The sequence below is a fragment of the Candidatus Accumulibacter phosphatis genome, from assembly GCF_000024165.1.
Taxonomy (GTDB): Bacteria; Pseudomonadota; Gammaproteobacteria; order Burkholderiales; family Rhodocyclaceae; genus Accumulibacter; species Accumulibacter phosphatis.
This window is the reverse complement of sequence record NC_013194.1, coordinates 3,005,120-3,024,003: the sequence shown is the minus strand read 5'-3', so window position 1 is coordinate 3,024,003 and position 18,884 is coordinate 3,005,120. Positions and strand designations below refer to the sequence as shown.

The window sequence follows — 18,884 nt, the reverse complement described above, 5'->3', positions numbered from 1 at the left end:
CCGGCATCAGTCGTCCGTTGACGAGTCAGCCGTGCCGGCAGCGAAAACGGGCTCGCAGCGGACTTCGGTCTTGACCGAGTTGGCGATGAAGCACTCCGCGTGCGCCTGATGGTGCATCTCCACCACCTCGGCAGGGGTCGGCAGCCGACTGCCGGAGAAAGCGACTTGCGGCCGCAGCGTGACGACGGTCATGGCCAGCTTGCCCTCGCTGTTCCTGGCCATGACGCCCAGCGGGCTGTCGGCGTAGCTATCGACGCAGAACTTGCGGCGGGCGGCGATCGACAGGAACCACAGCAGGTGGCAACTCGCCAGTGCGGCGACGAAGGCTTCTTCCGGGTCCACGGCCGCCGGATCGGACATCGGTACCGGTACGACGTGCGGTGAAGACGAAGCGGCAATCTCCACACCGCCGTCGAAGCGCAGCATGTGCCTGCGGCTGTAACGGTTGCCGAGAAAATCCTGCTCGCCGCGCAGCCAGAGAAGTTGTGCGCCATAGTCAGCCATGCTCGGACTCCGTTGGTAGGTTGATGGGGTGCGGCCAGGGGCCGTGAGGGCGGTGGTGCGGCAGTCGCCATCTTCGCACGTCTCGTCTCGGAGCGTACTTCCTCGGCGTTTTTCCCGTCTGTCCGAGGCCAGGCCGCCCGCGCCAGGGCGCCGGCGAGCTTGACAGCGCGGCCTTGGGCAGGGTAAAAGTCGCGCATGCTTCAGGTGTCCCGACGGTGTCTTCCCGAGGGATGAAATGGGAAGCCGGTGCATCTGGCCTGTCTTGCAGGCCATGACCATCCCGGCGCTGCCCCCGCAACGGTAAACGAGAGCAAGGATCTGCAGTAAGCCACTGTGCCAGTGCACGGGAAGGCTCAGGTTCAGGGAGACTTCCTCGCTCGTGAGCCCGGAGACCGGCCTGAGACATGCGAATCGGCATTGCGGCGGGCGATGTTTCGGTGGTCTGGGGTCTTCCTCATTTCTCCGTCATCCCCTGCTCGATGTGCCGTGAAATCATTGAACGCGAACTCGCGCGGGTGTGCGGGGAGGGGAACAAAGTGCATTCGTCTTGCTTTCCGGTCCTTTTCGGTCGGCATTCGCGCGAGCGGCTCACGGCATGAGCGACGACGAGGTCCACGAGGTCGACGAGAGCCACCGCGCCCGCATGCAGCGGAAGAAGGCGGTGGTCGACGCCGCGATTGCGCGCGCCGATCAGGACAAGGGTGTGCTGCTGGTGCTCACCGGCAACGGCAAGGGCAAGTCGAGTTCGGCCTTCGGAATGGTCGTCCGCGCCCTCGGTCACGGCATGCGGGCCGGCGTCGCGCAGTTCATCAAGGGGCGCTCGGACACCGGCGAAGAGGCCTTCCTCCGCCGCCAGCCCGAGGTCGTCTGGCACGTGCTCGGCGAGGGCTTCACCTGGGAAACGCAGAACCTCGCGCGCGACCGTGAAACGGCACAACGCGGCTGGACGGTGGTGCGCGCGATGTTGCGCGACTCCTCGCTGGGCCTGGTCGTTCTCGACGAACTGACCTACGTGCTGAAACGCGGCTGGCTCGACCTGGCGGCCGTTCTTGCCGACCTCGAGGCCCGCCCGCCGATGCAGCACGTGGTGATCACCGGCCGTGGCGCCCCGCAAGCCCTCTGCGACGCGGCCGATACGGTCAGCGAGTTGCGCGACGTCAAGCACGCTTTCCGCGCCGGCGTGCGCGCTCAGAAGGGGGTCGATCTGTGAGATCCGTCCCGGCGATGTTCGTCTCGGCGCCTGCCTCGGGCCAGGGGAAGACCACCGTCACGGCGGCTCTGGCGCATCATCACCGCCAGCAGGGGCGGCGCGTACGCGTCTTCAAGAGCGGCCCCGACTTCCTCGATCCGATGATCCTCGAGCGGGCGTCGGGTGCGCCGGTCTATCAGCTCGACCTGTGGATGGGCGGTGAGGATCACTGCCGCCAACTCCTCTACGACGCGGCGGCTGAGGCCGACCTGATCCTCGTCGAAGGTGTCATGGGGCTCTTCGACGGCGATCGCTCGAGCGCCGACCTGGCCATGCTGTTCGGCATCCCGATCCTCGCCGTCATCGACGGCGGCGCCATGGCGCAGACCTTCGGTGCGCTCGCGCACGGGTTGGCCACCTACCGGCCGGGCTTGCCGTTCGCCGGCGTGTTCGCCAACCGGGTCGCCGGCGAGCGTCACTACGAGATGCTCGCTGAGAGCCTGCCACCGGGACTGCGCTCGTTCGGCTGGCTGGCGCGCGACGGCGACGTCGCGCTGCCCGAACGACACCTTGGCCTGGTCCAGGCCGCAGAGGTCGCCGATCTCGATGCGCGCATCGCCCGCGCCGCCGCCGCGCTCCATGGGGTCGAGCAGGTGATGCCGGCGCCGGTCACGTTCCGTGCGGCGGTCTCGGAGCCGCCGTCGCGTTGGCTCGCCGGCGTGCGCATCGGCGTCGCGCAAGATGCCGCGTTTGCCTTCCTGTATCGCGCCAATCTCGATCTGCTGCGTGCCCTGGGCGCCGAGCTGACTTTCTTCTCGCCGCTCGTCGACGCGACGCTGCCCGCGGCGGATGCGCTGTACCTGCCGGGGGGCTATCCGGAACTGCACCTCGACCAACTCGCCGCCAATACCGGGATGCAGGCCGCGTTGCGCGCGCACCATGCCGCTGGCAAGCCGATCGTCGCGGAGTGCGGCGGCCTCCTGTATCTGCTCGAGTCGCTCACCGACGCCGAGGGTCGGCGTGGCGAGATGGTCGGGCTGTTGCCGGGGCAGGCGACGATGCTCGCACGCCTTGCCAACCTCGGGTTGCACAGCGTCGAGCTGCCGGAAGGCAGTGTTCGTGGGCACACCTTCCACTACTCGCGGCTGGAGTGCCCGCTCGCGCCGATCGCCGTCAGCGTCGGCGCGCGTCCGGGGCGGCGTGGCGAAGCCGTCTATCGCGACGGGCGTCTGCACGCTTCGTATCTGCACCTCTATTTCCCGTCCAACCCCGAGGCCGTGGCGCACTTGTTTGCACCGGGCCCTTCCCACTTTCCAGGCTGAGGCAGTCGTCATGCGTAGCGAAACCCCATCAATTCACCGCTCGCCGGTCCGATGAGCGTCGGCAAGGTATGGTTCGTCGGCGCTGGCCCGGGCGATCCGGACCTGATCACGGTCAAGGGCCGCGATCTGATCACGCGCGCCGGGGCGATCCTGTTCGCCGGTTCGCTGGTTTCGGAAGCGGCGATGCGCTGGGCGCCGGCGGGCTGCGAGGTTGCCGATTCGAAGGATATGGCGCTCGAGGAGATCATTGCCTGGTTGATCGCCAGGGCGCAGACCAACGCGGTCGTCCTGCGCCTGCAGACCGGTGATCCGTCGCTCTATGGCGCATTGATCGAGATGGCGCAGCCACTCGATGCCGCCGGTGTCGATATCGGCGTCGTGCCGGGCGTCACCTCGGCCATGGCCTCGGCGGCCGCCGCGGTGGAGAGCCTGACCTTGCCGGAAGTCACGCAGACGGTGATCCTGACGCGTGTCGAGGGGCGTACGCCGATGCCGGCAGGCGAGTCGCTCGAGGATCTGGCGCGCCATCACTGCACGCTGTGCGTCTACCTCTCGATCACGCTGCTGCAGCGCGTGGTCGGCGCGCTACGCGCCGCCGGCTGGCCTGACGACGCGCCGATGCTGGTGGTGCACAAGGCGAGCTGGCCGGGCGAGGAAAAGATCATTCGCGGTTGTATCGCCGACATCCGCGACAAGTGCCGCGCGGCCAAGATCAGCAGCCAGGCGATGATCATCGCCAGCCCGGCGCTCGGCGCGCGCGAGTGGCCGGATCTGAAGAAATCGAAACTTTACGACGCAACATTCACGCACCGCTTCCGGCGCGCATCGGAGTAAGACAAATGGAAAACCCGCATGGAAAACTCGCATGGATAGCTCGCTTGGATAGCTCGCATGGATAACTCGACAACCTTCCTGCTCGCCGCACATGGTTCGCGCCACCCCGAGGGAAACGCGGAAATCGAGAATTTTGCCGCGCAGTGGCGCGAACGTCACCCGAACTGGCGGATCGAGGTCTGCTTCATCGAGCACGCCGAGGTGCTGCTTGCCGAAGGGCTCGAGCGCGCCGCCCGGGGAGCGCGCCAGGTGCTGGTCATTCCGTTCATCCTCAACGCTGCCGGTCACGTCAAGATGGAACTGCCGGCGGCGATGGAGACCGCTCGCGCCAATCATCCGGAGGTGAGTTTTCAGTGCACCCGTCATCTCGGCATGGGGCGCGAGGTCTTCGCCGTCCTGCAGTCCCAGCTCGATCGCCTGATGAAATCGCTGGCCATGCCCGACCCGCAGACTACCGGCGTCGTCCTGCTCGGCCGCGGCTCGTCGGACGCCGGCGCCAACGGCGAACTCGCCAAGGTGGGGCGCTGGCTGTTCGAGGCCAACGACCACGAACTCGTCGACCTCGCTTTCACCGGCGTCACCTGGCCGCGCCTGGAGACCGTCGTGCAGCGCCAGGCGCGCCTGGGGATGACGCAGATCTGCATCGTGCCGGTGTACCTGTTCAACGGGGTGCTGATCGAGCGCATCAAGGCCCAGGTCGAGCGGCTGCGCCAGCACTATCCGCAGATCGCCTTTGCGCTCGGCAGCTATTTCGGCTTCGACAAGGGCATTTTCGACCTGCTCGATGCCAAGGTCGCCGGCCGTGAGTTGCCGAGCGGCGGGCTGCTCGAATGCGACGGCTGCAAGTACCGCGAAGCGGCCGAAAGCGAACACCTGCACGACCACAGCCATACCATTACCGTCAGCGCCGTGCCCGTTCATGCCCATGGGCAGGGGGTCGATGCTCACGATCATCAACACGACCACCAACACGCCCACATCTGAACCGCCATGACAGCCATCCATCCCATTACCGAACAACTGACCGCCGCCGGCCGCGCCATCGAGCATGGATCCTTCGCGATCATCGACGCCGAAGTCGGGCCGCATGCCTACACGCCCGAGCAGTGGCCGCTGGTCCGTCGCATGATCCACGCCAATGCCGACTTCGACTTCAACGGCCTGACGGTTTTTCACCCGCAGGCCATGGCGGCCGGGCTGGCTGCCGTGCGCAAGGGCGGTACGCCAATCGTCGCCGACGTCGAAATGATCTGCACCGGCCTGTCGGCGCCGCGCCTGCAGCATTTCGGCCTGACCACCCGGCACTACATCTCCGACGCCGACGTCATCGAACAGGCGCAGGTCGAGGGAACGACGCGTGCCGTCCAGGCGATGCGCAAGGCGCATCGCGAGGGCCAGCTCGCCGGGGCGATCGTCGGCATCGGCAATGCGCCGACGGCCTTGATCGAGGTTGTGCGCCTGATCCGCGAGGAAGGCGTTCGCCCGGCGCTGGTGATCGGCATGCCGGTCGGTTTCGTCTCCGCTGCCGAGTCCAAGGATCTCCTGATGCAGGTCGATGAGGTTCCCTGGGTCGCCATTCGCGGTCGCAAGGGCGGCTCGACGCTGGTTGTCGCGGCGATTCACGCGCTGCTTTCCTTCGCCGAGAGCCAGCCCGCCGCATGAGCGAGCTGGGGCACGCGCAGCGCAAGGTCCGCAAGTCCGACACCCGGCGCGAGCGCGGCAACCGGACGGGTTTCACCACCGGCGCCTGTTCGGCGGCGGCGGCGCGCGCGGCGACGCTGGGGCTGCTCACCGGCCAGGTGCCGGAGAACGTCGTCTGTCTTCTGCCGAACGGGCGTGAGGTCAGCTTCGCCGTGATCGACGGCCGCGTCGACAACGACGGCCTCGAGCGCTGCGCGCATGCGGCGATCGTCAAGGACGGCGGCGACGATCCGGACGCCACGCACGGCGCGCACATGACGGCCGATGTCAGGCTCCTGCCGCGGCGTGCCGGCGAGATCGAACTGCGGGGCGGTCCGGGCGTCGGCACCGTCACCCGCGAGGGGCTCGGCCTTGCCGTTGGCGGCCCGGCGATCAACCCGGTGCCGCAGCGCAACATCCGCGACAACGTGCGCGCCGTCGGCGGCGAGTTGCTCGCGCACGACGGCCTGATCGTGACCGTTTCCGTTCCGGGCGGCGAGGAGATGGCAAGAAAGACGCTTAATGCCCGCCTCGGTATCCTCGGCGGCATCTCGATTCTCGGCACCACCGGCATCGTCAGACCGTACTCGACCGCCGCTTTCCGGGCGAGCGTCGTGCAGGGCGTCGATGTGGCGGCGAGACAGGGTCAGACCAGCGTCGTCTTCACCACCGGCGGGCGGACCGAGAAGTTTGCCATGCGCCAGTTGCCGGAACTCGACGAGGCCTGCTTCGTGCAGATGGGCGACTTCGTCAAGGCCGCTTTTCAGAGCGCCGTCAAGCGCAAGATCGCGCAGGTCTACGTCGGCGCGATGGTCGGCAAACTGACCAAGATGTGCCAGGGACTGGCCGTGACGCACGCCTGGAAAGCCGAGATCGACCGCGACCTGCTCGCCGAAGCGGCTCTCGCGGTGGGCGCGCCGGCGGACCTCGTCGAACTGATCCGCGCTGCCGAGACTGCCCGCTTTGCCGCCGAGCGCCTCGCCGTCCTCGGTCTCACGGAAGCCTTTCACCGGCAACTGGCCGGGCGCGCCATCCGTAGCCTCAGAGCCTGCTACCCCGGTACGTATCGACTGACCATGCTGGTCTGCGATTTCGAGGGGCGCTTCATCGTTCGCGTCGAAGAGGATGAAGTCCTTGCCGCGGCCTGACGCCTGCGCGCTGGTCGGCATCCTCGACGACGGCTGGACGGGCTTGTCGGGGGCTGCCCGGCAACGCCTCGCCGGGGCGGATCTGGTGATCGGCGCCGGTCGCACGCTCGAACTGGTGCGCCCGCACCTGCCGTTCGGCAGCGTCGTGCGGGCAATGGACGGAGCCCTCGGGCAGGTGCCGGAGTGGATCGCCACGGCGCGTGCGGGCGGCAAGTCGGTCGCCGTGCTGGCCACCGGCGACCCCCTGTGCCATGGCATCGCCGCGTTCCTGACCGGCAAGCTCGGCGCGGCAGAGGTCGATATTCTGCCGGCGCCGTCGACGGTGCAGATTGCCTGCGCGCGTTTCCGCAAGCCCTGGCAGAACCTGCGGATCGCCTCCTGCCACAGCGCCGACGCCGGCGAGTGGTTCGTCGGCGCGATGCCGGCGCACGGCCTGTACGCGGTGATGCGCGCCATCGCACTGCAGCCGCTGGTGGCGGTATTCACCGGCCCCGAGAACGGCCCGGCCCGCCTGGCGCGGGCGCTGATCACCGCCGGCTATGGCGAAGAGGTGAAGTTGTCGGTTGCCTGCCGTCTGCTGCTGCCCGACGAGCAGCTCTTCGCCGACCTGGCTGCGGCGGATGCCGCCAGCCGCGAGTTTCCCGAGCCGAACGTCGTGCTCGTCGAACGCCCGGGCGATTTTCCGCAGCCCGCTTTCGGTCTCGACGACCTGGAATACCAGCAGCGCGCACCAGACAAGGGGCTGATCACCAAGCAGGAAGTGCGCGCCGTGTCGCTGGCGCGCTTGCGTCTGGCGGCTGACGCGGTCGTCTGGGACATCGGTGCCGGCTCCGGATCGGTCGGGCTGGAAGCGGCGCGCCTGGCTCCCCTCGGACACGTCTGGGCGATCGAGAAGAACAGCGCCGATGCCGCCAACGCGCGCGCCAACGCCGAGCGCTTTCGCGTCGGCAACTACACGCTGGTCGAGGGCAAGGCGCCGGCCCACCTCGACACCTGGCCGGATCCCGACGCCGTTTTCATCGGTGGTTCGGGCGGCGAACTCGGCGAGCTGATCCGCCTGATCATGGCCCGCCTGAAGCCTGGCGGCCGCCTGGTGATCAACCTGGTCACCCTGGAAAACCTCGCCACCACCCAGGCGGCGCTGGCGGCTGCCGCTGTCGCCTGGGACGTCGTGCAGCTCCAGGCCGGCCGCAGCCAGCCGATTCTCGACATGCACCGGCTGGTGGCGCAGAACCCGGTGTGGATCGTCACCGCTACCCACGAACACGGATGACCGCCGCTGAGAGTCCGACCAAGTCCGGCCACGTCCGGCCAAAGCCGGCTGAATCCGTCCAATCCCCGCCACGAAGGAAGAAGAATGACCACCTCTTACGGAAAACTGATCGGCGCCTCGCTCGGCCCCGGCGACCCCGAACTGATCACCCGCCGCGCCTGGACGATCCTGCAGTCCGGCGCGCGCTGGCTGTACCCGGTCAAGAAAGCCGAGGAGACCTCGTACGCGCTGTCGATCGTCGCGCGGGGCGGACTCGCCATTCCGGACGACGCCGAGCAACTGATCTTCCCGATGACGCGCGACCCGGAGATCCTGACCAAGGCGTGGGCGCGCGCGGCGGCCCACACCGTTGAACTGCTCGCCGCCGGGCGCGACCTCGTCTTTCTCGTCGAAGGCGACGCCTCGACCTTCTCGACCTTCGGTCATCTGGCGCGCGTCGTCCGCGAACTGGTGCCGCAAGTCGAGGTGGAGACCATCCCTGGCGTCAGCTCCTTCGCCGCCGCCGCTGCCAGCACCGGCGTCACGCTCGCCGAGGAGGACGAGACGCTGGCGGTCATTCCCGCCGCCTACGGCGTCGGCGTCATCGACCACCTGCTCGACGAGTTCGACACCGTCGTCCTGCTCAAGGTGAAGCCGCTGGTCGACGAGATCATCGAACTGCTCGATCGCCGCGACCTGCTGGCGACCAGTTGCTTCGTCGAAAAGGTCGGCGCTCCCGACGAGCGCGTCGTTCGCGACGTAACCAGCCTGAAGGGCGAGAAGGCCAACTACCTGTCGCTGATGCTGGTCCAGAACCCCAAGCGCACGCGTGGCGAACTGCGGCGCGGCTGCCGCTCGCGCAAGGAAGCGCTGGAGGCGGCCAGCGCATGAAGGTTGCCGTCGTCTCGATCACCCGCCACGGCATTGCGCTGGCCGGCAAGGTGGTCGCCGCGCTGCCGGGTGCGCAGTTGTTCGCCCCGGAGAAGTTCGCCGCCGAGGCCGAAGCCGCCGCAGCGGGTGCCGCGCATTGCTACACGGGCAAGGTCGGCGACCAGGTGCCGGCGCTGTTCGCCGCGTTCGACGGCATCGTCGCCATCGTTTCGCTCGGCGCCGTCGTCCGCCTGATCGCGCCGCACCTGCGCGGGAAGGACACCGACCCGGCGGTGGTGGTGATCGACGAAGCCGGCCAGTTTGCCATCCCCGTGCTCTCCGGCCACCTCGGCGGTGCCAACGCCCTGGCCGGCCACCTCGCCACGGCGCTCGGCGCGACGCCGGTGCTGACCACGGCGTCCGACGCTCGCCAGACGCTGGCCGTCGACCTGCTCGGCCGCGAGCTTGGCTGGACCTTCGAGGCGACGCATGGCGAACTCGTCCGGGCGAGCGCCGCGGTGGTCAACGACGAGCCGGTGGCGCTGGTCCAGGAGGCCGGCAGCCGCGACTGGTGGACGCATCACGCCAACGGCCGCAGCGTTCCCCTGCCGGCCAACCTGCACTGTTTCACGCGCCTCGAAGACGTCGATCCCGATCGCTTTGCCGCGGTTCTCTGGATCAGCACGCGCGCGCTGCCGGCCGACTACGCCGGCCGCCTGGCCGGCAAGCGGATCATCTACCGGCCGGAGAGTTCGGCATGAGCCCGGCCCGGGCGGGCGCCGACCCGCGGCCGATCGCCCTGGGTCTCGGCTGTGATCGGGGAACACCGGCGTCGACGATCGTCCGCGCCATCGACGAGGCCCTCACGGCCTGTCGCGCCAGCCTCGCCGACGTGCGGGCGGTGGCGAGCATCGACCTCAAGGCCGACGAAGTCGGGCTGCTGCACGTGGCCGCGACCAACGGCTGGCAGATCCGCTTCTACGCGGCCAGCGAACTCGCGCGCGTCGACGTCCCCAACCCCTCGGAAACGGTGCGCCGGTACACCGGCACGCCGTCGGTCTCCGAAGCCGCCGCGCTGCTCGCCGCCGGCGCCGGCAGGAACCACCTTCTGATCGAAAAACACAAGGCGCAGGGCCTCGATGGCCGCAACGCCACTGTCTCCATTGCACGGATCGCCCAATGAACGCACCCGACACGACCCAGAAAACCGGCAAGATCATTCTCGTCGGCTTCGGCCCCGGCGCCCAGGAACACATGAGCTACCGTGCCCGCGCCGCCATCGCCGAGGCCGACGTGGTCATCGGCTACGCGACCTACATCAAGCTCGTGCAGGATCTTCTCGACGGCAAGGAGGTGATCCGCAAGGGAATGACCGAGGAACTCGATCGCTGCAACGAAGCCTGGGAGCACGCGCGCCAGGGCAAGACCGTGGCCGTGATCTCGTCCGGCGACATCGGCGTCTACGGCATGGCCGGGCCGACCTACGAAGTCCTGCTGCAATCGGGCTGGCGCCCGGGTTCGGGAATCACCGTCGAGGTCGTCCCCGGCGCCACGGCCCTCTCGGCGTGCGCCGCGCTGGTCGGCGCGCCGCTGACGCACGACTTCTGCTCGATCTCGCTCTCCGACCTGCTGACCCCCTGGCCGGTCATCGCCCGCCGGCTCGAGGCCGCGGCGCGCGCTGATTTCGTCGTCGCCCTCTACAACCCGCGCAGCGGCCGGCGCACCGGACAGATCGTCGAAGCCCAGCGCATCCTGCTCAAGCACCGCTCGCCGGAGACGCCGGTGGCGGTCGTCAAGTCGGCGTACCGCAAGAAGCAGACGATCCAGCTCACCACCCTCGCGCAGATGGCCGACTGCGACATCGGCATGCTCACCACCGTGCTGGTCGGCAACAGCAGCACCTTCATCGGCGAGGGCCTGATGATCACCCCGCGCGGCTACGCCAACAAGTACGCCGAGCTGACCGGCGAAACGGTCGTCGGCGAGAAGGCAGGACGCTCGCTGAGTCTCGGGCTCGACGGCTGGAAGGCGGATGTGCGCGAGCGTCTGGCGCAGGGCGAGAGCGCCGTGGACATCGCCCGCTTTTTCAACTTGCCGGTGAGCGAGATCGAGGCGGTCATTGGGGACAAGTCGCCGCCCGAGTGAGCACCGTGCGCGGCGTACTGCCGACAGGGGAATCGACTACGAGCGCTTGTCGGCCCGCATGGTATCGAGGTTACCCTGCCAGTTCAGCTTGCCGCGGCAGCCTCGTATCTCTTCTTGTTGGCGCAAGCGCAGCAGGGTGCGCAGCCCGAGTTCGACCGCTTCGCGCTTGGTTTGCAACCCCGTCGCAAGCAGAGCGTCCTGCATCCGTTGGTCGTCGATGACGATTCTTGTCCGCATCGTGAGTACCCGGTTGAAGAAGCCTGCACATTGTAGGCGACGACCGCTTTTTCGCACTGGTCCAGCGCAACTGGGCGCGGAAGGTGAATTCGAGGCATCCGCCGGGCGCCAGCGCTGCGGTCGCTCCGCTCGGCGACCAGGCAAAGCAGCTACCGCGGACGACGCCTCAGGCCGCCGGAAACCATAGTTCGGGCAGGTCGTCGGCGAGCCAGTGGCGGGGGATCCACGGTGCCGGTGGAATCTGCTCGATCGCTTCCACAAAGGCCAGCGGCAGCGGCCCGCGCCCGCGCAGGATGGGCTGTGCGAGTGTGGCGAGGTTGGCGCCGGGCTGGAACGGAGTCATGTCGAGCGAAAACCAGCGCTCGCCGTTCGCCCAGCAGCAGCGCAGTTGCTGGCCGGACTCGGCATCCCAGAGGCGCAACGTCCCGTCATGACTGCCGGAGAGCAGGCGTCGGCCGTCGGGCGAGAAGGCGACGCTAGCCACCGGACCCTGATGGCCGGCGAAGGAGCGGATCTCCTGGCCGGTTTCGGCATCCCAGAGGCGTAGCGTCTGGTCGCGGCTGCCGGAGAGCAAGCGTCGGCCGTCGGGCGAAAAGGCGACGCTCGTCACCGGACCCTGATGGCCGGCGAAGGAGCGGATCTCCTGGCCAGATTCGGCATCCCAGAGGCGCAAGGTCTGGTCGTCGCTGCCGGAGAGCAGGCGTCGGCCGTCGGGCGAAAAGGCGACGCTCAACACCCAACCCTGATGGCCGGCGAAGGAGCGGATCTCCTGGCCGGATTCGGCATCCCAGAGGCGCAGCGTGTGGTCGTGGCTGCCGGAGAGCAGGCGTCGGCCATCGGGCGAAAAGGCGACGCTCGTCACCCAATCCTGATGGCCGGCGAAGGAGCGGATCTCCTGGCCGGTTTCGGCATCCCAGAGGCGCAGCGTGTGGTCGTCGCTGCCGGAGAGCAGGCGACGGCCGTCGGGCGAAAAGGCGACGCTCGTCGCCGGACCCTGATGGCCGGCGAAGAAGCGGATCTCCTGGCCGGTTTCGGCATCCCAGAGGCGCAGCGTGTGGTCGTCGCTGCCGGAGAGCAGGCGTCGGCCGTCGGCCGAACTGGCGACGCCAGCCACCGGACCCTGATGGCCGGTGTAGGAGCGGATCTCCTGGCCGGTTTCGGCATCCCACAGGCGTAGCGTCTGGTCCCAGGTGCCGGAGAGCAGGCGTCGGCCGTCGGGCGAAAAGGCGACGCTAGCCACCGGACCGTGATGGCCGACGAAGGAGCGGATCTCCTGGCCGGTTTCGGCATTCCAGAGGAGCAGGGAGTCGTCCCAGCTGCCGGAGACCAGGTGCCTGCCGTCGGGCGAAAAGGCGACGCTGGCCACCACACTCTGATGGCCGGCGAAGGAGCGGATCTCCTGGCCGGATTCGGCATCCCAGAGGCGCAGCGTTTGGTCGCCGCTGCCGGAAAGCAGGCGTCGGCCATCGGGCGAAAAGGCGACGCTCGTCACCCAACTCTGATGACCGGCGAAGGAGCGGATCTCCTGGCCGGTTTCGGCATCCCAGAGGCGTAGCGTCTGGTCGAAGCTGCCGGACAGCAGGCGTCGGCCGTCGGGCGAAAAGGCGACGCTCGCCACCCCACCCTGATGGCCGGTGAAGGAGCGGATCTCCTGGCCGGTTTCGGCATCCCAGAGGCGTAGCGTCCGGTCGTGGCTACCGGAGAGCAGGCGTCGGCCGTCGGGCGACAGGGCGACGCTGGTCACCGCACTCTGATGGCCGGCGAAGGAGCGGATCTCCTGGCCGGTTTCGGCATCCCAGAGGCGTAGCGTCTGGTCGCGGCTGCCGGAGAGCAGGCGTCGCCCGTCGGGCGAAAAGGCGACGCTCAACACCCCACCCTGATGGCCGGTGAAGGAGCGGATCTCCTGGCCGGTTTCGGCATCCCAGAGGCGCAGCGTCTGGTCGTCGCTGCCGGAGAGCAGGCGTCGGCCGTCGGGCGAAAAGGCGACGCTCGCCACCCCACCCTGATGGCCGGCGAAGGAGCGGATCTCCTCGCCGGTTTCGGCATCCCAGAGGCGCAGCGTCTGGTCGTGGCTGCCGGAAAGCAGGCGTCGCCCGTCGGGCGAAAAGGCGACGCTGTTGACCAAGCTGCTGTGGCCCTGGCGTAGCCAGGGACACAGCAAGGCCTCGGGGCGGGCGGGCAGGCGGGGCAGATCCGGGTGCTCGGCGCCGGCTGCGGTGGCGCCGTCGAGTCGCGCGCCGGCGAGGTCGGGGCGGCCACGGCTGGCCGCCAGCCGCGCGCCACGCAGGTCGGCGCCAGTGAAGTCGGCGTCGTTCAGTTGCGCCCGCCGCAAGTCGGCGTTGATCCAGACGCTCTCGCTGGCCTGCACTCCGTCAAGAACGGCATTGCTGGCGGCGACATCGTTCAGGGAGGCGCGCTGCAGCCGGGCGCCGCGACAGTCGGCAGACTCCAGCCGAGCCTTGTCGAGGCGGGCATCGTCCAGGCAGGCGTCGGCCAGGCAAGCGAAGCCCAGATCGCAGCCCGTGAGGTCCGCTTGCTGCAGTTGCGCGCGCCGCAGGTCGACGCCGGCAAGGTTGAGGCCGGCGAGGTCGGCGCCCTGCAGTTGTGGGGGCGCGGGCCAGGCCTCGGCCGGCGCCGGCTGCCGGCGGCGGCTGGGGCCGTCGCGATGCCCGATCAGGTAATGGCGCAGCAGCAGGGCGTTCTCGCTGACGCCCTTGCGGTAGGGCTGCGCCAGCAACTCGCCGGTCGCCTTCAGGAAGCCGTGATAGCCGGTGGCGGGCTGGTCTGCGCCGGGAGGCAGGTTGGCGAGCAGCAGATCGCCGAGCATGGAGACGCTTTCGCGGTTGAGGCGGGCGGTGTCGAGGGCCGTGGCGAGCTCGTCGCCGGGGTACTCGCGGGCGTCGATCTGCCACAGGCGGCGGGCAATGAAGAATTCGAGAAAGCTCTTGTGCGAAAAGCGGTAGTAGCCGTCGCTGCTGCGTACCAGGAAAGCGGCGGTGCGCAGCTCCAGATCGACGCGCTCGTGATTCAGGCCGGCGGCGAGGCCTGGGCTGTGCTCGCGCACCAGGCGGGCGAGGTCGCTGTAGTGCAGGCGCTGGTCGGCGCGCGCCCAGAGCGCGGTGGACAGCGTTTCGAGAAGCAGGGCGATCTGGCGCGCCGAGAGCTGCATTTCGGCCAGCCGCAGGCGCGGGTCGTTGAGCCACTGGTCGGTGTAGATCAGGTAGAGGGCGCCGGGCGTCGCCGCCCTGCCGCCGGTCTTCAGGGTGGGCAGGCCGTGCAGGATGATGTCCAGCAACTGCGGCACGCGCGCCAGATCTTCGAGGCCGTAGATGCTCTGGATGTCGGCCCAGGCTTGCTGGCCGTGGATGCGGCCGAGGCGCTTCTCCAGGTATTCGCCGATCTGCGCTTCGTCGAAGGGCAGCAAGTCGTCGAGAGTGGCCTGGAAGCTGCGCGCCGCCTGGCCGAGTGCGGACTCCGGATTGACCGCGTCGGCCATGCCGAGCCCGGCCGTGCGCGCCTGGCCGCGGTCGCGGAAGAAGTGCGTGCGCGAGGTGATGAGTACCCGGTTGGCCTGTGGCGAGCTGCCGGCCTGCGCGGCAGGGGCGGCCAGTTGGCGGAACTGTTCCTCGACACTCTTGCCGACGGTGGCGACGCCCATTTCGTCGAAGCTGTCGAGCAGCAGGACGATGCGCCCGGCGGCCAGCAGGTGCAGCAGGATGGCGGGGTTGACGGCGAGCTTGAGTTCATGCCGCAGGTGCTCCTGCAGCAGCTGCTCCAGCGTCACCGCGTTGGGAAAGTTCTTCAGATTGACGGCGATCGGTACCGGCGCGTCGGCGTCGCCGGCGCAGTCGTTGGCCAGGGTGTAGGCGAGGTGCGCCATGAAGGCGGACTTGCCGGTGCCGTAGTCGCCGAGCAGCAGCCACAGCCGGCTGCCAGCACCGCGCGCCCAGGCACGCGCGTGCGGCAGCAGATCGGCCACCGGGCTTTCTGCCTGGTCGGTGAGGCGGACCTTCTGCTGCACGTACCAGCGGGCCAGCGAAGCCGACTCGTAGACCTGCCGCAGGCGAGCGAGGTAGGGAGTGAAATCGAGCAGGCTCCGCTCGAGCTGGCCGTAGGTGAGGGCGACCAGGTTGCCGTGGCTTTCGCAGAAGGTCGCGGCGGCGGCGCTGAACGCCTTTTCCGCCACCAGCATTCCCTTGGCGCGGCGGCCACGCGCCTGATCGCCGTCCAGCCAGACGGCAAGCTTCTCGGCGGCTTCCTTGGGTACGGCGCCGGTGTAGGCCTTGCACTCGACCAGATAGGTGGTGACTTCACCGAAGTCGCCACGTTTGCTGGCGATGAGGTCGATTTCGTTGCCGTCGAGCAGTTGTTTCTGCTCGACGCTGTAGCCGAGCAGTTGCAGCAGATAGGCGACCTTTTCCTCGAAGGTCTTGCCACGTTGCTGCGCGGAGCCGCGCTCACCCGGGCCATAGACGTCGGGGCGCGCGGCATGGCTCAGCGAGACTTCGCGGCTGGTCAGGAGATTGGCCCGGTAGTAACTTTCGAGTGCCTCGTCGATCGCCAGGTAGTCCTTGACGATTCGCCGCTCGGACTCACGGGTGGCGACCATCAGGCGATCGGTGAACAGAACGTCCTGGTCGAAGCTGACGGTCTTCAGCCTCTCCCTGGCGTCGAGCCCAAAAGTTTGCCGCCACTCCTGTTCGGCGACTTCGCGGCCGGCGAAGTCGGGCGGGATCGGCGAGGCGACGAGCAGACGTTCGAGCGGCGGCAGATCGCCGCGGATCGGCATCTGCCGCTCGGCCAGCGGTTGCAGCGACTGCCAGATGCCGGCCAGCCCGGCCAGATTCTGCGCGCCGTAGTTGCCGACGAGGACGGTGACGTGCGGCAGCAGGGCGGCAATCAGGCCACCGAGGTCGGTGAGGCCGGTGCGTGCGTCGAGCAGCACGGTCTCGTAACCGGCGTCGCCGAAGGCGTCGAGGGCTTTGGCGAAAAGGTGGTAGCCCTGGTCGATGTGGATGTGCAGGAAATCGTGCCAGTCGATGCTCTGGTACAGCAGCGCCGGATTGGCGTCGTCGCCGTGCGCGGCGAGAACGTGCAGGTGCTCGCTGACCCGGCTGGGCCGGATGCACTTGAGCAGGGCAGGGTAGTCGGCGGCGCCCTTACCGGCCTTCTGCCAGGCGTCGATCCACTCGAAGAGACCGCACTCGATCCGGCCCTGCGGCCTGAGGTCGGGGATGCGATGCAGGCCTGGCGCTTCGATGTCGAGGTCCCAGATCAGCGTCTTGCCGCGCCGCGCGCGCAGGACGCCGAGGTTGGCCGCCAGCAGCGTGCGGCCGACGCCACCCTTGTAGCTGTAGAAGGTGATGGTGAAGGGGCGCATGCGGGTTCGGCCCTTACCGGCCTAGGCCACCAGTTGCCCGAGTCGTTCGGGGGAGGTGCTGTAAAGACGCAGATCGCCCATGCCAAAACCTCTGACCGGTGCGCGCGCCCGCTCTGCCGGAAAACGCTTCGCGAGAACTTGTTGTCCGCTCTCGGTCAGCCGCCAGTCCTTGTACTTGCCGCGCTTGCGATGGCCGATCAGGCCGTGGTCCTCGATCTGGCCGAGGAGCTGCGACAGGCGCGAATCGCTGAATCGCTTCTCCTGCGTGGCGAGCGCTGCTTTCACCTCCCATTGCGGGAAGAATTCGCCGTTCGCCGGCAGCGTGCGCAGGAGTTCGACGACGTGCGGCCGGTTGAGCAGCAGCTCGATTTCGGCTGCGTTGGTGAAGCGCAGCGTGCGGGCGTTGAGCAACTCGAGGTAGCCCTGCCAGCGGTGCCGGTAGCTGTCCGGCAGGCTGCGCGAGTTGGCCAGGCGGTCGCGCGGCGCCCGGATCGCCACGGCGAGATCGGCGGTGCCTTCCGGGTCCTCGTTCATGCACGCGCGTAGCGTCCAGGCGTTGAGCAGGCAGTCGGCGCTGGCGGTGGCAGCCTCATCCCAGGTCGCCAGTTGCTCGGCGGCAGCGATCAGGTCCTGCGGTCGCCTGTCGTCAATGTACAACTCGGGGTTGGCGGTGTGCAGATCGAGCATGGCTAAAGCGTGCTAAGTTGTTTGTGCAATTTCAGTTTAGCATGGTTTATCTGGCGGGTGTTCGTCTGGATGTGGCAGTGAAACGGGGTGCACCGAAAGCGTCTCCGAGCGCTTGGGCAGGCGCATTTGGTCGCTGCAGACATAACCGTAGACGGGGTCGGCGGCCGATCCGTCATCGGGAAGGTGATCCCGGTCGAGCGGCTGGTTGGCGACGACGCTGATGCAGCGGTGGCGGTTCCAGAGCCGGCGGCTGGCCTTGGCATGTTCGCTGGCCGAATCGCTGAGGCTCGGAACCAGCAACCAGTTCGGCCCAAGCTTCTCGAGCCAGATGCTCGCGTAGTCGTCGATGATGTCCTTGCAGATGGCCAGCGAGATGTTGCCGATCGGCGTGCACAGGAAGACGGCGGTGGTACCCGGCGTGAAGTCCTCGGTCAGTTCGCCGAGCGTCGCTGGCGAGAACTTGTCGTGCGCGGCGATGGTGGACCCGTCGAAACCCCACAGCAGACGCGCCCGGTTGCGCTTGCAATCGTCCCGGCTGTCGTCGTGGCAGTGAAAGCTGCCAAGCAGAATCAGGGCGATGCGGCAGGGCTCGCCGTCGCACCAGCGTCGAAAGAGGTCCTGCTCGATCGCCCGCTGGTTGTCCGGCGACAGGGTCAGTTCGGGAAAAACCAGCAACTCGACGTCGGCAGCTTCGGCTTGCCGGATCTGTTCCCGGGCGCTTGCCAGACGCGCAGCGTCGTCGGAGGTGGCGGTGAAGAAGGTTCTTTGGCGGGCTGCGTCGGTGCGGATGCTCTCGCCCTGGAGGCGGTGCCGATCCGGAAAGAGGCCGAGACCAATCTGCAGCGCGGGCAGGTCAGCGTGGACGATGTCCTCGAGCTGCTGCTGCAGGCGGGCGTGCTCGCAGAGATCGCGAACGCTGGCCGTGACGCCGCTCGGCAAGCGATCCGGGATGATGCGGTGATGCCGCATGTAGTTGGCGAAGCGTACCGGTTGCTCCTGTTCGAAGCCGTTGTGCGAGGTGCAGGGGACCAGGAAGTAGCCGCGGCCTTCGATGACGAGGCGCGTCGGTCGGGAAGCTTTCCGTCGCTCCTCGTGCAGCCGCTGGTCGAGGCGGCTGACGACCTCGGTTGGCCGCGACTGCAGCGCCTGCAGCGTAATCCCGGGTTGACCGAAGGTGAAGAAGTTGGCGATGCGCTTGTCGGCCAAGGCGTCGACCGGCAGGGAGGCCCATCGATCGAGAGTTGTCCCGCCCGCGTCGCCGAGTTGCTCGGCCAGGTGCCAGAGCCGGACCAGCGCGCTCTTGTATTCTCGCCGGGCGATCAGGTCGCAGACTTGTTGCATGGCGTGACCTTGGGCAGGCCGGCCTCAGCGAGACGCGCTGGGCGGCGCGCCGCGCGTCCGCCGCTGGCCTCTGAGCGAGCGGGCCGATTGGTCGGGGAATACCGGCCCATTGCCGAAGAGGTCAACCAGTTGCTCGGGCACGGGATCAGCAAGCTTGTTCCGCACATTGAGCTTCCCGGTAAGAATCGCCCTAGTCTAATCGAAGCGATGCCATTCTGGCGAGTGTGGTGAATGCCGGTTGGCGATGCGGATCAGGCTGCCCGGACTCGCGAGTGACGGCTCTTGCGGGGGCTAC

Annotated in this window: 16 protein-coding genes and 1 riboswitch; of the genes, 11 read left to right on the top strand and 5 right to left on the bottom strand. The window is 68.2% G+C overall.

Translation table 11 applies throughout. From position 1 onward, the window contains the following. Positions 1 to 6: 6 nt before the first annotated feature. Positions 7 to 504 (bottom strand): OsmC family protein, encoded by a 498-nt coding sequence (locus CAP2UW1_RS13070; RefSeq protein ID WP_015767093.1) that lies wholly within the window; start codon positions 502 to 504, stop codon positions 7 to 9. 185 nt (positions 505 to 689) lie between these two features. Continuing rightward, a riboswitch (cobalamin riboswitch) is annotated at positions 690 to 919 on the top strand. 180 nt (positions 920 to 1,099) lie between these two features. On the opposite strand from CAP2UW1_RS13070, the gene cobO reads away from it, so the two are divergent. The 11 genes from cobO to cobJ all read left to right on the top strand — a co-directional run bounded on the left by cobO (position 1,100) and on the right by cobJ (position 10,944). After that, positions 1,100 to 1,714: a cob(I)yrinic acid a,c-diamide adenosyltransferase gene (gene cobO, locus CAP2UW1_RS13065; protein WP_015767092.1), complete on the top strand. Its 615-nt coding sequence runs from the start codon at positions 1,100 to 1,102 to the stop codon at positions 1,712 to 1,714. A gap of 14 nt (positions 1,715 to 1,728) precedes the next feature. After that, positions 1,729 to 3,015, top strand: coding sequence for a cobyrinate a,c-diamide synthase (locus CAP2UW1_RS13060; protein ID WP_015767091.1), 1,287 nt, complete (start codon positions 1,729 to 1,731; stop codon positions 3,013 to 3,015). 51 nt (positions 3,016 to 3,066) lie between these two features. Then, positions 3,067 to 3,849 (top strand): precorrin-4 C(11)-methyltransferase, encoded by a 783-nt coding sequence (gene cobM / locus CAP2UW1_RS13055; protein WP_015767090.1) that lies wholly within the window; start codon positions 3,067 to 3,069, stop codon positions 3,847 to 3,849. Between the two features lie 57 nt (positions 3,850 to 3,906). Beyond that, positions 3,907 to 4,833 (top strand): sirohydrochlorin chelatase, encoded by a 927-nt coding sequence (locus CAP2UW1_RS13050; protein WP_015767089.1) that lies wholly within the window; start codon positions 3,907 to 3,909, stop codon positions 4,831 to 4,833. A gap of 6 nt (positions 4,834 to 4,839) precedes the next feature. After that, on the top strand, positions 4,840 to 5,511 hold the full coding sequence (locus CAP2UW1_RS13045) for a precorrin-8X methylmutase (protein WP_015767088.1): 672 nt from the start codon (positions 4,840 to 4,842) through the stop codon (positions 5,509 to 5,511). Next, complete coding sequence (locus CAP2UW1_RS13040; protein WP_015767087.1) at positions 5,508 to 6,677, top strand: cobalt-precorrin-5B (C(1))-methyltransferase; 1,170 nt, start codon at positions 5,508 to 5,510, stop codon at positions 6,675 to 6,677. Before CAP2UW1_RS13045 ends, CAP2UW1_RS13040 begins: the two co-directional genes overlap by 4 nt. Next, a complete protein-coding gene (locus CAP2UW1_RS13035) occupies positions 6,655 to 7,950 on the top strand; it encodes a bifunctional cobalt-precorrin-7 (C(5))-methyltransferase/cobalt-precorrin-6B (C(15))-methyltransferase (RefSeq protein ID WP_015767086.1) in 1,296 nt (431 codons plus the stop codon). The genes CAP2UW1_RS13040 and CAP2UW1_RS13035 overlap by 23 nt, the downstream gene beginning before the upstream one ends. Positions 7,951 to 8,034: 84 nt before the next feature. After that, entirely contained in the window at positions 8,035 to 8,820 is a 786-nt protein-coding gene (gene cobI / locus CAP2UW1_RS13030; protein WP_015767085.1) for a precorrin-2 C(20)-methyltransferase, read from the top strand. Next, positions 8,817 to 9,560, top strand: coding sequence for a cobalamin biosynthesis central domain-containing protein (locus CAP2UW1_RS13025; RefSeq protein WP_015767084.1), 744 nt, complete (start codon positions 8,817 to 8,819; stop codon positions 9,558 to 9,560). Before cobI ends, CAP2UW1_RS13025 begins: the two co-directional genes overlap by 4 nt. Further along, positions 9,557 to 9,982, top strand: a complete 426-nt coding sequence (locus tag CAP2UW1_RS13020; RefSeq protein WP_015767083.1) for a cobalamin biosynthesis protein — start codon at positions 9,557 to 9,559, stop codon at positions 9,980 to 9,982. The genes CAP2UW1_RS13025 and CAP2UW1_RS13020 overlap by 4 nt, the downstream gene beginning before the upstream one ends. Continuing rightward, the gene (gene cobJ, locus CAP2UW1_RS13015; RefSeq protein ID WP_015767082.1) at positions 9,979 to 10,944 is read left to right on the top strand and encodes a precorrin-3B C(17)-methyltransferase; all 966 of its coding nucleotides are present in this window, start codon (positions 9,979 to 9,981) and stop codon (positions 10,942 to 10,944) included. The genes CAP2UW1_RS13020 and cobJ overlap by 4 nt, the downstream gene beginning before the upstream one ends. A gap of 36 nt (positions 10,945 to 10,980) precedes the next feature. Here cobJ and CAP2UW1_RS13010 read toward each other — a convergent pair whose 3' ends face one another. The 4 genes from CAP2UW1_RS13010 to CAP2UW1_RS12990 all read right to left on the bottom strand — a co-directional run bounded on the left by CAP2UW1_RS13010 (position 10,981) and on the right by CAP2UW1_RS12990 (position 18,589). Continuing rightward, positions 10,981 to 11,181 carry a type II toxin-antitoxin system VapB family antitoxin gene (locus CAP2UW1_RS13010; RefSeq protein WP_015767081.1) on the bottom strand — a complete coding sequence of 67 codons (201 nt, stop codon included), beginning with the start codon at positions 11,179 to 11,181 and terminating at the stop codon, positions 10,981 to 10,983. A gap of 166 nt (positions 11,182 to 11,347) precedes the next feature. Continuing rightward, positions 11,348 to 16,561, bottom strand: coding sequence for a KGGVGR-motif variant AAA ATPase (locus CAP2UW1_RS23875; RefSeq protein WP_015767080.1), 5,214 nt, complete (start codon positions 16,559 to 16,561; stop codon positions 11,348 to 11,350). A 21-nt stretch (positions 16,562 to 16,582) separates the two neighbouring features. Further along, positions 16,583 to 17,248, bottom strand: coding sequence for a hypothetical protein (locus CAP2UW1_RS12995; RefSeq protein ID WP_015767079.1), 666 nt, complete (start codon positions 17,246 to 17,248; stop codon positions 16,583 to 16,585). Between the two features lie 36 nt (positions 17,249 to 17,284). Further along, on the bottom strand, positions 17,285 to 18,589 hold the full coding sequence (locus CAP2UW1_RS12990) for a carbon-nitrogen hydrolase family protein (RefSeq protein WP_015767078.1): 1,305 nt from the start codon (positions 18,587 to 18,589) through the stop codon (positions 17,285 to 17,287). Between the last annotated feature and the right edge of the window lie 295 nt (positions 18,590 to 18,884).